The organism is Clostridium sp. CM042 (assembly GCF_055080995.1).
Genome location: NZ_CM143646.1, coordinates 1,768,280 through 1,783,496, shown reverse-complemented (window position 1 = coordinate 1,783,496; position 15,217 = coordinate 1,768,280). Strand labels below are relative to the sequence as shown.

Here is a 15,217-nt window from a genome sequence, read left to right as displayed (position 1 = left end):
TTTCTTAAGGAATCTCTAATATTAGATTCTATTTATATGTTATAATTAGATTAATATTTAATAAATAAATCGTATGAAATGAAAGAAGGCTAGTGTTATCATGGAATATACAAAGGGCAGAAATATAATTTCAAAGTTATTTAAATCAGCTTTATCAATTGGTACATTTATTGTTTTAATAATAACATTACCTTATATAGCTATCTTTGTTATTAAAGCCTTATTTGCAATTGTAGTTTTTGGAGCTTTAGTATGGTATAGTTTCAAACTAATAAAGGGTATTAAAAATTTGATCTACAAATTAAGTACAAAGAAAAATTTTGCTGCAAAAGCTGATATGTTTAGAAGTGATACAGACACTTCAGATTCCATTGATATTAATTATGATGATAGTGTTATTGTTGATGTGGATTATGAAGAGGTACGATAAGGCACATACTAATGAAGTTAAATCATATCTTGCGGAGATGAAGTATATAAATGAAGTTTTAAAAACCAGTCTATATTTTAGATTGGTTTTTGTTTTCTAAATTCTATAGGTAAGTAGAATATTTTTTTAAAAATAGCAAAACATATAAATATCAATACAGATAAGGGAGATGTTTTTATGCCTAAAGATAGCCAACCTGATAATAAATTTTCTAGATTAGTTAAGAGTAACTATGATACTCCTATAACTAGAGAATCTGCAAAAAACCAAAATGCTACAACAAAAAAACAGTCTGCAGACAGGAAATAAAAAGAACAGAGCATATAAACTTTTGTTTATATGCTCTGTTACTTTTATTTTATAGGAAATTGTAGAATTATAAATAAATTAATAAAAGTATCTACAATTTTATAATTTTGAAGCAAATAAAAGATTATTAACATAATTTATTGCATTATCTTATTATTATGTTAGAATTTATATATATATTATTGTTTTAAGATTATAAATAATTAGAGTTAATTTTGTACTTGAAAATCTGTGGTTGTTTATACTTTGAAGTTTAAAGCTGCAGCATGCCTGTAGCTTTTTATATTTTAAATGCAAAGATTAGATTATTAGTAAGAGTTTCCGGAAAGCTTTGGATACTTTTGTACTATTTAAGAAGGAGTGAATATATTGAGTTTTAATGTTTATAATACTATGACTAGAAATAAAGATGAGTTTATACCTTATAAAGAAGGTAAGGTGGGAATGTATACTTGTGGACCTACAGTGTACAACTATGCACATATAGGCAATTTAAGGACATATATTTTTGAAGATGTACTTAAAAAATCCTTAGAGTATTTTAATTATAAAGTTAAGCATGTAATGAATGTCACTGACGTAGGGCATCTTCAATCGGATGGGGATGAAGGGGAAGACAAAATGGCTTTAGGTGCAAGCCGTGAGCATAAAACAGTATGGGAAATTGCTAAGTTTTATGAAGATGCTTTTTTTGAAGATTGTAAAAAACTTAATATAAAAAGACCAACTATTGTATGTAGAGCTACAGATCATATACAAGATATGATAGATTTTATAAAAAAACTTGAAGAAAAAGGATACACCTATGTTTCTAATGGAAATGTGTATTTTGAAATTGAAAAATTTGAAGATTACACTAAGCTTGCAAACCTTAGTATAGATGAACTGAAAGCAGGAAGTAGAATAGAAATAGATCATAATAAGAAAAACCCACTTGATTTTGTATTATGGTTTACAAACTCTAAGTTTTCTAATCAAATTATGCAGTGGGAGTCACCATGGGGCAAGGGGTTTCCAGGATGGCATTTAGAATGCTCGTCAATGTCTGTTAAATATATTGGTGAATATTTAGATATTCACTGTGGTGGAGTAGATCATATTGCGATACATCACACTAATGAAGTAGCTCAATCAGAAGGAGTACTAGGACATAAATGGGTAAAATACTGGATGCATGGAGAATTCCTAGTAGTAGATAGTGGTAAAATGTCAAAATCTACTGGTGATTTCTTAACTGTATCAAGACTTGAAGAAGAAGGATATAGTCCTCTTGATTATAGATATTTCTGTCTTCAATCTAAATATAGAAAACAGTTAATGTTTAGTTTCGAGAGTTTAAATGACGCTAGGAATGGCTACAAAAAACTTAAAGAGAGAATTGCTACTGTTCTAATTTCTATTAATAAAAATGATGTAACTAGTGATGAGAAGGTTAGAGCATACAAAGAAAAATTCTCATCATATATCAGTGATGATTTAAACATAGCAAATGCTTTCACTGTACTTTTTGATGTTTTAAAAGATGCTGAACTTAATAATAGTGAAAAGGCTATACTTATAGAAGATTTTGATAAAATATTCTCATTAGGTCTTATGACAATTGAAAAGGAAGATACAAATATAGATGAGAAGCTTATAAATAAGCTTATAATTGAAAGAACTGACGCAAGAGCAAGTAAAAATTGGGCAAGAGCAGACGAGATAAGAAATGAATTTATAGCTATGAATATTGAACTTCTTGATACTAAGGAAGGAACAACTTGGAAAGTTAAATAAGTATGAATTAACAAGGCATCTATGAGTAATAATAGATGCCTTGTTTTATCTAAATTAAAGAAATAGGATGGGCCGAGTAGAAATTATTCTATTTTACTTCTCTCTGAAGCAGCCTGGATTTTTTCATCGCTGCCAAGTCGTTTTGGTAATCTAGCATCATCATTTTTCTTAATCATAATTTGCTCCTGGGTAGTGAAATTGTAGTTTTTTGAATCTTTTCTTGCCATGTATATTCCCACCTTTCTAAAGTTTAATAAGATATTAGTTTCTCCAATATTCATAGTATAATGCATCTAAATTATTACTAAATTTCCAATGTTTTTATAAAATAATAGAAATTAAATTAATAATGTGATAAAATTTTAAAAAAGGAAGTGATAAGAAAATTTAGTTTATTATATTATGTGTACATTAAGGTAGAAAGTAATATTTTTAAATAAAACAATTAAAATCTGAGGTGATAAATATGGATAGAGCAGCTTTAAAAGCGTCAATAGTAATTGCAGTTATTGGTATGATTTTAATATCAGTTATATATTTTAGACCAGTGAGCATTGAAAGAAACTATGGTGGATATATGTATGATGAGAATAGTGAATTTAACAAATCAACTGAAATTAAACTTGTTGGAGAATTAAAAAAGAAATTATCTTTGAATTATGAATTTACTGGAAGTGTAGAAGTAGATGGTATTAAAGAGAAGGTTATTCTAAAGAGAATATGGGCGAAGAACAATGTTTTTAAAACTACGGGATATAGCACTTTTATAGAAGCTAAAAATAGTAAAACAGGGCAATATGAAGTGACTGGAACGCTTAATACATCAAAGAACTTCAATGAAATACTTATAAGAGTAGCTGAAGTAGATAACAAATATAATGGTAAATTTGATATTTGTGGGCCAAGTAGTACTGTGAAAGAGGCAAAAGGTATAATATCAAATATGGGAAAAAATAATTAACGTGTATTGGAGGAAGTGTATTGTCTAAAGAATTAATTTTAAAATTAAAGCCATACTTAAGTGAAAAAATATGGGGATGGGAGAAATGGGTACTTTCATGTCATGAAGAGGGAAATTCTACGGTGCAAGAAGGGATTTATGAAGGACGAGAATTGTCTGAAATATTAGGATGTGGTAGTGATTTTCCTATACTAAATAAAATTATAAAAGCAGAAGATACCTTATCAGTACAAGTACATCCAAATGATGATTATGCTAAAAGGGTTGAAAATGCTAATGGAAAAACAGAATGTTGGTATATATTGGAAGCGAAAGAGGGAGCGACTTTAGTATCAGGAATAAAGAAAGGTTTAAATAAAGAAAAGCTAAGGCAAATTATAAAAGAAGGTAAACTAGAAGATTATTTAGAGCGAATCAATATAAGTAGGGGGGATTTCATCTACATACCAGCGGGTACGGTACATGCTATAGAAGCTGGGGTGAAGCTCATTGAGGTGCAACAAAACAGCAATATTACTTATAGACTTCATGACTGGGGACGTGGTCGCGAAGTGCATATTGAAAAATCCTTAGACGTGATAGATTATGAAGGTGAAAATAAAGGTGGAAGAATTGATAATTTTAATAAATTAGAGACACCTTATTTTAAAGTGGAAAAAATTATTGTCAATAACAATTATATAGATAAGGTTAATGATAGTTTCCATAGCTACACTGTAATATGCGGTGAGGGAGTAATAAAAGCTAATAATGGTCAAATAGAATTAAAAGAAGAAGAAACAATTTATATATCAAAAGGAATAGGGTATACACTTGAAGGTAATATGGAATTAATTAAATCTAGTGTGTAGTATAAAGGAGCGTTTAAAAGTGAAAAGAATGAAGTTTTTAAAAAACACAATGATATTTGGTACAGTGATTTTTGTATTTTTTGCAGCTGGATGTGCTAATAAAGAAAAAGACAAGGTCGATAGTACACCTAAGGTAGCGCAAAAGGAAGAACCTTCCGTAGTAGCTAAAAAACAAACAGAAAAAGGAGCTAATGACAAAAATCCAATAGTTACTATAGTAATGGAAGATGGCTCGATTATTAAGGTAGAATTATATCCAGAAATTGCACCGAATACAGTTAGAAATTTTGTTTCTTTAGTTCAGAGTGGTTTTTATAATGGATTAATTTACCATAGGGTAATACCAAATTTTATGATACAAGGGGGGGACCCAGAAGGAACAGGTACGGGCGGACCCGGGTATACAATAAGTGGCGAGCTTAGTAATAATGGTTTTGATAACCCTTTAAAACACGAAAGAGGAGTAATATCTATGGCTAGAAGTGCTGATAGAGACTCAGCTGGTTCACAATTTTTTATAATGATTAAGGAAAGTGGCAACTTAGATGGTGATTATGCTGCTTTTGGTAAGGTTACAGAAGGTATGGAAACAGTGGATAAAATAGTAGCTGTTGAGACTGGGAGTAATGATAAACCTAAAAAAGATCAAAAGATGAAAAAAGTTACTGTGGACACGTTTGGAGTAAAGTATGGTGAAGTTGAGAAGGTAAAATAAAGCATATGAAATGCCCCTAGTAAGTCAAACTCACTAGAGGCATATTTTATTTTACTCCACCTCACCATCTGAATGATAAGGTAAGCAATAATATAAACAGTAATCAAATCTATATTTAATAGTTCAAAGCTTTATAAATTTATATGTTTCGTGATTTTAAATTACATTAATACGAGGATTTTGTCTGTTTTTCATAATTATCTGTACATTTAGACTGGTTTTTAAAAATTCTTACAAATCTAATAGAGAATATATCACACATTACCATATCATTTGAACCACTTTCTTGAATGACAATAAAACTAATGCCAACTTCTTTTAATATGCCTTCGCGATCAATCCACATACCAGTTCCAATTAAAAATTCTACTTTTATATATTTGCCTATTTGGGCAGATAACCAACCTTGATTATAAAGTGGATTATCTACTATGGGTGAGACAGGTGGCATTTCACGGTGCTGGTTATTATCAGGGGTTGGCATCGCAGGTCTTTCTCTTGTATTATCATCTGTACCAAATTTTGGAATAGGTGTCATTGGGGGTTCAGAAAACACAGGAACACTGTCCCACATTGGAATTTGATTAAAATTGTTAGGTGGTGCTATAAACATAAAATATCCTCCTTAAAAATTATATTAAATCATTATCTAAAGGTATTGTTAATAATGCTTTTTAATTAAGTAGTAAAATACTTCGCTGTGGGATTGTAAAAGCAATGTAGACCTACACTGACTTGATAGATACCACTACCATTGAAAGGGAATTCATCTGGACATGGTGCATAGGGATTAAAATACCATAAGGACTCACCTGTTGTATATAATCTATTGCCAGCTAAAGCCCAATCAGCAATATCATAATGTATCTGCTCTGGTCGACTTGCCCAAATGGTTTGTGGGTTAATCACGCCACGAATTTCAGATCTTGCACAATCAAATTGTCCTTCCTGAAATATAATCCTTCTTAAATCACCTTGACCTATCCTAAGATATTCACCATCTGCTACGTGCACTCTGTTCATAACTACAGAGGCAACAGCTTTCATCCCATTTTCGCCTTCTCCACCAGCCTCACATTGTAGTATTCTAGCCAATAACTCCCTAGCACTGAAAGCCATAAATAGTCATCTCCTTAATTCGCTCTACAGTGTTATTATATTCAGGGAGTTAATAATGGTACTTAAAAAAACAAAGAAATTTTTTATTTACAAGGAAATTATAAGATTTATTGGGTATTTAATAAATTGTGAGAGATAGCTATATAACATTAAAGAAACTCTAATAAAAATCCTATTGTCATATTCTTAGTAACATTTAACATGAATATATGGTAAATCAATGGGAAGTTTGATATAATTGCCTTGTATTTGTGTTCTCTTTTGTTAAGCTATTATTATTTGTGGTAAAACAATAATAGCAAATGCATTTTATATTTTGTATATACTTTCGCGTAAAGGATATTAGATACCCAATATACCTATATTTATATATATATTATTATTGGATAAGGTATGACTATAAAAAGAAAATATCACTTAAAATTTTATATTTATACATATGTTATTAGATGAATAAGTTATGAAACATTTATACAAGAGGTGAATTATGCTAAATAGTGGAGATATATTAGACAAAAAATATGTAGTAATTAAAATTTTAGGCAAGGGTGGAATGGGCACCGTTTATTTATGCGAAAATATAATTCATGGTAATTTTTGGGCTATAAAAGAAGTAATAAAAAATACAAAAAATATAGATATTTTAACAGAGGCTAACATTTTAAAAAATCTAAGCCATCCAGGTATTCGGAGAATAGTTGATACATTTTATGAAAATAACAATCTATATATGGTTCAAGACTACGTAGAGGGTCAAACACTAAAGGAGTATGTTAAGGTAAATGGTAGAATACAGACAGAAAGAACTTGTCGGATTACATCTGATTTATGTGATATTATAGGATATTTACATAATCAAAAGCCAGCTATTATATATAGAGATATAAAACCGTCGAACATAATTATAACAATCAGTGAAAAAGTTGTTTTGATTGATTTTGGTATTTCGAAAATTTACAAAGGTGACAAGTCGCAAGACACAGTGTGTGCAGGTTCTAATGGATATGCGGCTCCAGAGCAATACGGCTTAGGGAAATGTTGTACGCAAACAGATATATATGGCATCGGAATGTTAGTATACTTTATGGTGAAAGGGAAAACACCTTTCACAGGTATCGAGCCTCTTTTGGACGAAAATTATGGGACTGATATTAATGATAAATTAAAAATAATAATACAGAAATGCGTTAAGATTGATATTAAGGATAGATATATTTCGGTTAAAGATTTAAAAAAAGAAATTTTAGAGGTATTAAAAAAAGATAAATATGAAAAAACAGCAGGTTTGAGTGACTATAATATTAGCACAAATATGGGGACTAAAAAAGCTAAAACAAAAATCACAAATAAAGGTAAGCTAACAATAATTAAAAATGGGTTTTTCTGTTGTCTAGTTGTAACTTTAGCAAGCATTTATATTTTGCATGGGAATAAAAAAGAAAGTACAGTTATGAACACTGTAGAGAGGACCGAAATAGTGAGTCCCGTAGTAGGTTCATCAAGTATAGAGAAAGATGCTATTAAGGAGTCTGTTAAGACACCTATTATAAGCCCTCTAAAGGTAGCAACTAGTCCTATTACACAAGATAGCTCAATAAAAGAAAAAACGCCGCAATTATCTAAAGCAAAGGATAAAGAAAAACGAAAAAACAAACAAACAAACATAGTAAAAAAGATTAAATAAATGATATGGTTAGAAATGGATGTAGATGTATAGAGATGGACAGGTAATAATAATTTAAATTAATTTGGACTGTTAATAAGGGTTAATTCATATTAATCGTTCCAATTGCCTAATATAGTGCTATAATATTAATAGAAATAATAATGATTTTACAACATAAGATGTGGGGGGAGTAACAATGAAAAGAAGAATATTACCTTTACTTATAGCTATTGGACTAGTTATGTCAGTAAGTAAGCCGATTTTCGCTGTGTCACTAACACAGCAGTTAAATAATCAAAAGAAGCAGCTCCTAGAACAACAGGGTTCATATAGTTTGTCACAAAAGAATTCTGACCAATTAGAGGAATCTATTGAAATGTTAGATTCAGATATTGGAAATATGAACGCAGGAATTGATAAAGCCAAAAATGAGATACATAGTACTGAGAAAAAAATAGAACAGACTACAAAAGATATAGTAGTTGCGCAGAACAATATAAAGGGCGAGGAAGTTTTATTTAATGAAAGAATGAGAGCTATGTATATGAACGGAGCAGATAGTTATCTAGAGATATTACTTGATTCTGAAGGAATAGAAGACCTTATCTCAAGAGTAGAAAATGTTAAGAAAATTGTAGAATATGATAACAAAATTATTAAAGAATTAAATGAGAAAAAGAAAATTATTGATGATAGAAAAAAAGTTCTTAATGACAACAAAGCAAAAGTTTTAGCATTAAAAGCTAATAATGAAATTAAATTGGACAAGCTTAGTGCAAAGAAAAAAGAACAAGAACTACTAGTAGTAGAAGCTAATAAACAGCAAGAATTGAATAAAAATGAAATGATAAAAACACAGGCTTCATTAGATAGTACTACGAATCAAATAAAAGATGAAGCAGATCAAAAACGTAAAGATGATATGGCAATAGCTACTAAAAAAACTCAAGAAATTACTCCGTCAAGAGGTAATGTGAGCAATGTAGTAAAAAATGAAGCAAATGTTGAAAAAGAAATAGTAGAAGAGATAAGTAAACCAAATCCAAATATACCAAAACCAAATGTACCAAAACCAATTTTACCAAAACCAAATTCACCAGTTGGTTCAAATGAAGTAATAGAATATGCTAAAACTTTCCTGGGAACACCATATGTGTACGGAGCAACGGGTCCAAGTTCATTTGATTGTTCAGGTTTTACTCAATATGTGTATGCACATTTTGGAGTTAGTACAGGACGGACCACATATGATCAGATAACTCAAGGATCATACGTGTCTAGAGAAAATTTACAACCAGGAGATTTGATATTCTTTGGTTCAGGAAGTCCTCACCACGTTGGTATGTATGTAGGAAATAATTCATACATACATGCACCACACACAGGGGATGTGGTTAAAATATCACAATTAACAAGAACTGATTACATGTCCGCAAGAAGGGTTAGATAACAGATGATTTAATAATATAAGTATGTTTGATTGATGATTTTATAAACACCATGTTTAATTTTAAACACGGTGTTTATAAAATCATTTTTTTCTGTAATTAGCAAGAAGTAAGTCGACCATTGCACCGTAGCTTTTTGTTCCAGATTGTTGATTTTGAGATTTAAGATAAGTGTCGTTAATTTTATCTTCTATTTTTTCTATAGGACCAGAGTACATTTCCCAAAAAGATTGGTTGTACTTCAAGTCATTAATTACACCTGTGCTACAAGTTGAAATCAATTCTTTATATTTTTGAGAATCACTTTTTTGTAATGCATTTAATGAATAAGATAATGCTGCAAGTGTTCCAGAGTATTGAAAATCTATATACGGATGATTTATACAAGCTATATATGCAATATAGTTTGCTTCATCTTCTTTGGCAAAGCCTTTTTGATGAGCCATTTCGTGAACAGTGGTAAATGGAAGGAATGAATCAGGTTCTGCCATATTAATATTTGCTTCGCCTGTAAAAGGGAAATAAAAACCTGTAATTCCTGTATAGCACATTGGACTTGAAAGTAATATACCCTTAGGTATCCCATAGTTACCTTTTAATGTAGCATATTGGAGAGAAGCTTTATTATATCCTAATTGAGCAGTTTTTAGGATATACTTTTTATTGCAAGAAAGTTTCATTACGCCATATTGATTTTCGTTTGTTTTTTTTCTTAGAGAATTTGAACTATTTATAAGGCTCGAGCAAAGCAAAGTAAGTTCATTTGAAGATGACGTGTGAATATTTAACTGAAATATTTTATTAAGTGTAAGTCTTTGATAATTAAATCCCCATAAAAGTTGGAATGAAAAATATATTAGTCCGGATGCAGCAAGTATATTTAAAACAAAATTGTTAAAAATACTTAATCTTTTATTTTCGTATTTATATAAGTCAAAAATTGTTTTTGAAATATACAATAATGCGAAAGTTGCAAAAAACACAATTATAAGTTCTGCAAGAGAAAATGGCAAACATCTAGTAATTGTACTTAAAATACTAGCAATTATTTTATAAAAAAATGATGAATAGGATTTTTCTATAAAATTCGGAAATATTCTAGACAATTGAGTAAGGAGAATACCTAATGGTAAAAGCAAGATCAAAAAAGATTGCTTCTTAGAGAAAAATGTCTTCAAATTAAGCACCTTCTTTATATATTTATAATTTTTTATTTTAGCTATTTGTATAAATTGAATATAAATATAATTAATTATACAAAAATCTCCAAGTGAAATATTTACTTGGAGCCTTTTTATATTATTTTTTTTGTTGTAGTAAGTCTCTAATTTCACTTAATAGCACTTCTTCATTTGAGAGCGAAGGCACAATAACTTCTTTGGTTTCTTTCTTTTTAACAGAGTATATAGCTTTTATAAATATAAAAAGCGAAAATGCAATTATTAAAAAGTCTATGATAGATTGAATAAATAAACCGTATTTAATTGATAATCCTACTCCACCAGCTATAGATGAAGGTATATAATATTGTAAACTACTAAAATTAATACCACCTACTAATATGCCAAGTATAGGCATTATAAGGTCATTTACTAAAGAGGTAACTATTTTAGAAAATGCCGCACCTATAACAACAGCTATTGCTAAATCAAAAATACTGCCCTTAAGAGCAAATGCTTTAAATTCTTTCAACATATATGTAACACTTCCTTTCAACGTATAGTCTATCAAGTTTCAGATGGATTTTTAAATATATCAGAATGTATATTTAGTTTTATGTACCTTAGGTGAAGAAATACTAAAAAACTATTTAGTTACGATTGTATCTACTGAACTTCTATTCCTAATCTCCGCCACAATAAAAATAAATAAAGGTATTATAACTTCAAATACAAAGGAATAATATGGCCATATATTCAAAGTCCAGTATGCCATTTCCATGTTACTTTCGTAAACAAAAAAAGAGAAGCTAAGCATCAGAAGAGCTATAGGTGTTGCAATAAACTTGTAATCATCAAATCCAAAAACCTTGGAAATTCCATTGCAAACTGCAAAAATACATATACTTACTTTAATAAAGACGCATACTAAAAATTCAATAGCTACTGTCATTTCAAGTCTTTGAATCAAATTACCTAGGTGGATAATGCTTATTACCATGGGAGAAGGGAAATATAATCTTGATAAGGTTTCACTACCTAATACTAAAATATTTCTTAATGTTGCTAAAAATACAAGACCTCCACCCACAAGTAACCCTACCATAAATGTTTTTTTATAATTCTTAACTTTAGATATATTAGAAAATACCATTGTAAAAATTATGATTTCACCAAATGGATAAGTATAACTTGAGAAAGCACCTCTTAGAAGTGGAGCGGCACCGCTACTTAGTATTGGTTTTAATCTGCTTATGTCCATTTGTGAAATTGAAAATATAGAGATAGTAAAAAATATTAGAATTACAATCCAAATGAAGAACTCAGACCACCTTCCTAAGACTTCAATACCTTCTTTTAAACTCCATATAAGAAGTATAGTAAAAAAAATCATAGGCACTACAACTGGTGTATCAGGTAACACTGAGGTATCAGTAAATTCTGATATGCTTCTAAGAACTAAGGATCCATCATGAAAGGCAAACCATATCATTAGTATACTTATTGTTTTTCCTATAAAATTCCCCATAACGATTTGAAGTATATCAAATAAATCTTTTCCAGGATATAAAGATAAAATCTTAGAAAACATAAGTAACAATATAATAGACCATAAAATGGCGATAATTATTGCAATCCAGGCATCTTGTTTTGCAGCGCCTCCAGATCCATTTAAGAAACTAGTTCCAATTATAAAAAGTATTATAAGTATTGTAGCTTGTCTTTCAGAAATAACTTCATTTTTCATTTATGCCTCCCATACTATTTACTGTAATGATAAACAGTAAATAAAAAAAACTAATTCATTTTACCAAATATTGCAACTACAATATCTTTTATTTTATTCGATGGACTTGGTAACTGTACTCCTAAAGTTAGAAGAATGCTAATTATCATTGAAAATATAATCAGAGAAAAATATAGTGCTATTTTACCAATTTTTTTTTCTTTTAATAGTACGACAGTTTCAAATAATATTACTATGATATAAAAAATTATTACAAGTAAAAACATTTATAAATTCTCCTTTAATTATTTTTCTATTGGAATAGGATTTGTTATTGTACCACTACCCTTTATTTTTAGGTGCACGTTAACTTCAGTCTTTAGACTTAGCAAAATATCTTCTCCATTATTTTTGTAAATCTCACTTACTTTTGGTTTTTCTTTTTTGAAAATCTCTCCAAAATCTAAAACGTCGCTATGGTAATTTTTCTGTAATTTACTAATTAAAGATTGTATATTATCTTCAATTTTTTTTTCTGCTTCACTTTTAAGTATTTTTAAATTTTCCTCTTTAATAAAATCTTTAGTTCCTCCAACTTCAGCTATACTTACAACTGGGTATATATCAATTTTAAGCGATGATGTTCCATTGTTATAAATGGGGGTAAATTTAGTTTTATTTTCATGTATTTCTAAGGTTATGCTGGTGTCAGAACCTGAAACATTTTTCAAAGTAATTAATCCTTGTTTTATTTTATTCTGAACCATAAGCATGTATAGGGTTTCGTCCCCGTCTATATATCCTACAAGCTTATCTGACTTAAAAATAGCAGAGCCATTTAAATTAGGGACTATAGTGCCAGCATTAAGCTTATCTTCAACTGTAGCTACTGCTTCAGACTTACCTCCCGAAGATATTCCATCGACAAATGACCATAACATTGAATCAGGAAATTTACAAAGTGTGTTCCATGAAGTCATGGCATCATTAAGATGAAAGGAAGATACGGCATTAAGATTAACCTTATTTTTTAAAATTTTGGCAGCACTATCACCTTTTGCTATTAGTATCCACATATCTGATCTAAGGCTGGGGTCTCTGTGGGCCCAATCAATTACCGGAATTACCCCTTCATTTGCGACTGGCTCACTTATAATTAGCACTTTTTCATCAGCCCAAAAAAGCATTAAACCGGTTTTTTCTATCATATTTCTCACCGCGTTAAATATACTGTCACCTTCGGAGCTGTAAAGTTCAGAACCGATGGTTGGGGAGCCCCCTTGATGTTGCGTGGTTATAATTTCTGTTGTAACAATATATTTATTTGTTGATATATCTTTATCTATAGCAACACCAGCTACTATTGCAAGTGTGTCTATTTCGCTATAGTTCCAGCACCCACATAATATAATAGGACACATAGCTATAATAAAAACTATGATTACAATTTTTTTTTTTTTTTTCATTTGAAGTCCCTCTTTCTGCACTTTTTTTGACGCTTTTTGTTTTTTGTAAACAGCTTCGGTCTTAAATACATATCCCACCAGGGAGCTCTAATTACCGAATCTTTTATATCCTGAGTGGAAAAAGAAGGGATGTTAGTCATATAAGGTATACCAAAGGAACGAATAGACATCATATGAAGAACTAAACCCATTACGCCAAAAATGTAACCATATAAACCTAGGAAGGAAGATAATAATAAAAAAATTATTCGTATCTCTACTACTCCTAACATTTTAGGTAGCATAATGCTTGAAATTCCAGTTAGTGCAGTAATTATTACTATAGGAGCACTGACTAGTCTTGCGTTAACAGCGGCATCACCAAGCACTAAGGCACCTACTATACTAATTGCTCCACCAATATGTTTAGGCATTCTAAGACCTGCTTCTTTAAGTATCTCAAACACAATCATCATACCCATGGCTTCTATAATTGAAGGAAAAGGTAATCCTTGTCTCGCAGAATATATACTTAGAAGAAGTGGAGTTGGAATAAGTTCTTGATGGAAGGTAACAAGTGCTACATATATGGCTGGAATACTAGTACTAATAAAAAAACATAACCATCGAAGAGATCTGACAATGGAGGAATATATAAAGTTATTATAATAGTCTTCATTGCTTTGAAAAACCTCAACAAAGAGAGTTGGAAGAGTTAAAACAACGGGACTTCCATCGCAGAGAACTGCAAATCTTCCTTCTAGAAGGTTACCTGCTATCACATCAGGTCTTTCCGTATTAATAATAGTCCTAAAGGGAGAATAAGGAGCATCTTTAATTAATTCTTCTATATAACCAGTATCTAAAATACCATCAATATCAATATTATTAAGCCGAGCCATTAGCTCTTCATGTATAGGTTCCATTGCTATGCCTTCAATATAACATACACATATTTGAGTTTTAGTTTGTTTCCCAATTCTCATGAATTCGAATTTTAAGTTAGGATTAATAAGCTTCCGTCTAATAAGTGTAAGGTTTAAATTCATTGATTCAGTAAAGCCTTCCCGAGGACCCCTAACTATAGTTTCTGATTGAGGTTCTGAAATTGACCTTTTTTCCCATCCGATAGTATCAATAGAAATTAATTCGGCCAAACCATCTATGAAAAGCATAGTTTTTCCGTATATAATTTCACTTATAATATCATCAATAATGGAGGTTTTTTTATTGCTGCCGGTTAAAAGTAATTTTTGCATTAAAACATCCATAATGTTACTATTGTTAATATCAGATATATCACTTAACAAAATTGGCTTTATAATATTCTCATTAATTATTTGGGAATTTGCCATTCCATCAATATAAACAAGCGTACACTTAGTGCTAGTAGGTTTTCCAACTGATAGCTCTCTATATACGACTGTTATGTCATTAATAAAAATATTTTTTATCATATTAATATTTTCATCTAATGATTTTACTAGTTTTATATTTGAAAAGTCATTTGTATTCATAAATTAAACATCCTTTATATTATAATTGACCACATATAGATATTTTAGCCAACTTGTAAATGCTTTATTCACATACATTTTTAGATCAAGTTTA

Annotated in this window: 17 protein-coding genes; 8 read left to right on the top strand and 9 right to left on the bottom strand. The window is 30.0% G+C overall.

The window, feature by feature from the left end:
• The first annotated feature begins 100 nt into the window (after positions 1-100).
• The 3 genes from ACWJJ7_RS08395 to cysS all read left to right on the top strand — a co-directional run bounded on the left by ACWJJ7_RS08395 (position 101) and on the right by cysS (position 2,515).
• Positions 101-430, top strand: a complete 330-nt coding sequence (locus ACWJJ7_RS08395; RefSeq protein ID WP_462964785.1) for a hypothetical protein — start codon at positions 101-103, stop codon at positions 428-430.
• A 177-nt stretch (positions 431-607) separates the two neighbouring features.
• The gene (locus ACWJJ7_RS08390; protein WP_411955877.1) at positions 608-739 is read left to right on the top strand and encodes a hypothetical protein; all 132 of its coding nucleotides are present in this window, start codon (positions 608-610) and stop codon (positions 737-739) included.
• Positions 740-1,108: 369 nt separating this feature from the next.
• Positions 1,109-2,515, top strand: a complete 1,407-nt coding sequence (cysS, locus tag ACWJJ7_RS08385) for a cysteine--tRNA ligase (protein WP_462964784.1) — start codon at positions 1,109-1,111, stop codon at positions 2,513-2,515.
• A gap of 83 nt (positions 2,516-2,598) precedes the next feature.
• On the opposite strand, the gene ACWJJ7_RS08380 is transcribed toward cysS, so the two are convergent.
• A complete protein-coding gene (locus ACWJJ7_RS08380) occupies positions 2,599-2,742 on the bottom strand; it encodes a hypothetical protein (RefSeq protein ID WP_462964783.1) in 144 nt (47 codons plus the stop codon).
• A 239-nt stretch (positions 2,743-2,981) separates the two neighbouring features.
• Here ACWJJ7_RS08380 and ACWJJ7_RS08375 point away from each other — a divergent pair, with 239 nt between their 5' ends.
• The 3 genes from ACWJJ7_RS08375 to ACWJJ7_RS08365 are packed head-to-tail and all read left to right on the top strand — an operon-like array spanning position 2,982 to position 5,042.
• Positions 2,982-3,476, top strand: a complete 495-nt coding sequence (locus ACWJJ7_RS08375; protein ID WP_462964782.1) for a hypothetical protein — start codon at positions 2,982-2,984, stop codon at positions 3,474-3,476.
• Between the two features lie 20 nt (positions 3,477-3,496).
• Positions 3,497-4,327 carry a type I phosphomannose isomerase catalytic subunit gene (locus ACWJJ7_RS08370; protein WP_462964781.1) on the top strand — a complete coding sequence of 277 codons (831 nt, stop codon included), beginning with the start codon at positions 3,497-3,499 and terminating at the stop codon, positions 4,325-4,327.
• A 28-nt stretch (positions 4,328-4,355) separates the two neighbouring features.
• Entirely contained in the window at positions 4,356-5,042 is a 687-nt protein-coding gene (locus ACWJJ7_RS08365; protein WP_462964964.1) for a peptidylprolyl isomerase, read from the top strand.
• A gap of 166 nt (positions 5,043-5,208) precedes the next feature.
• On the opposite strand, the gene ACWJJ7_RS08360 is transcribed toward ACWJJ7_RS08365, so the two are convergent.
• Both ACWJJ7_RS08360 and ACWJJ7_RS08355 read right to left on the bottom strand, forming a co-directional pair.
• Positions 5,209-5,655 carry a hypothetical protein gene (locus ACWJJ7_RS08360; protein WP_462964780.1) on the bottom strand — a complete coding sequence of 149 codons (447 nt, stop codon included), beginning with the start codon at positions 5,653-5,655 and terminating at the stop codon, positions 5,209-5,211.
• A gap of 65 nt (positions 5,656-5,720) precedes the next feature.
• The gene (locus ACWJJ7_RS08355) at positions 5,721-6,161 is read right to left on the bottom strand and encodes a cell wall hydrolase (RefSeq protein ID WP_165413026.1); all 441 of its coding nucleotides are present in this window, start codon (positions 6,159-6,161) and stop codon (positions 5,721-5,723) included.
• 487 nt (positions 6,162-6,648) lie between these two features.
• Here ACWJJ7_RS08355 and ACWJJ7_RS08350 point away from each other — a divergent pair, with 487 nt between their 5' ends.
• A complete protein-coding gene (locus ACWJJ7_RS08350; RefSeq protein ID WP_462964779.1) occupies positions 6,649-7,845 on the top strand; it encodes a serine/threonine-protein kinase in 1,197 nt (398 codons plus the stop codon).
• Positions 7,846-8,023: 178 nt separating this feature from the next.
• Positions 8,024-9,277: a C40 family peptidase gene (locus tag ACWJJ7_RS08345; RefSeq protein WP_462964778.1), complete on the top strand. Its 1,254-nt coding sequence runs from the start codon at positions 8,024-8,026 to the stop codon at positions 9,275-9,277.
• 81 nt (positions 9,278-9,358) lie between these two features.
• Here ACWJJ7_RS08345 and ACWJJ7_RS08340 read toward each other — a convergent pair whose 3' ends face one another.
• The 6 genes from ACWJJ7_RS08340 to ACWJJ7_RS08315 all read right to left on the bottom strand — a co-directional run bounded on the left by ACWJJ7_RS08340 (position 9,359) and on the right by ACWJJ7_RS08315 (position 15,123).
• Positions 9,359-10,453 (bottom strand): DUF3810 domain-containing protein, encoded by a 1,095-nt coding sequence (locus tag ACWJJ7_RS08340; protein ID WP_462964777.1) that lies wholly within the window; start codon positions 10,451-10,453, stop codon positions 9,359-9,361.
• A 121-nt stretch (positions 10,454-10,574) separates the two neighbouring features.
• Complete coding sequence (mscL, locus tag ACWJJ7_RS08335) at positions 10,575-10,970, bottom strand: large-conductance mechanosensitive channel protein MscL (protein WP_462964776.1); 396 nt, start codon at positions 10,968-10,970, stop codon at positions 10,575-10,577.
• 111 nt (positions 10,971-11,081) lie between these two features.
• Positions 11,082-12,182: a GerAB/ArcD/ProY family transporter gene (locus tag ACWJJ7_RS08330; RefSeq protein ID WP_462964775.1), complete on the bottom strand. Its 1,101-nt coding sequence runs from the start codon at positions 12,180-12,182 to the stop codon at positions 11,082-11,084.
• A gap of 50 nt (positions 12,183-12,232) precedes the next feature.
• Entirely contained in the window at positions 12,233-12,448 is a 216-nt protein-coding gene (locus tag ACWJJ7_RS08325; protein WP_462964774.1) for a hypothetical protein, read from the bottom strand.
• Between the two features lie 18 nt (positions 12,449-12,466).
• The gene (locus tag ACWJJ7_RS08320) at positions 12,467-13,627 is read right to left on the bottom strand and encodes a Ger(x)C family spore germination protein (protein ID WP_462964773.1); all 1,161 of its coding nucleotides are present in this window, start codon (positions 13,625-13,627) and stop codon (positions 12,467-12,469) included.
• Positions 13,624-15,123 carry a spore germination protein gene (locus ACWJJ7_RS08315; RefSeq protein WP_462964772.1) on the bottom strand — a complete coding sequence of 500 codons (1,500 nt, stop codon included), beginning with the start codon at positions 15,121-15,123 and terminating at the stop codon, positions 13,624-13,626. The genes ACWJJ7_RS08320 and ACWJJ7_RS08315 overlap by 4 nt, the downstream gene beginning before the upstream one ends.
• Between the last annotated feature and the right edge of the window lie 94 nt (positions 15,124-15,217).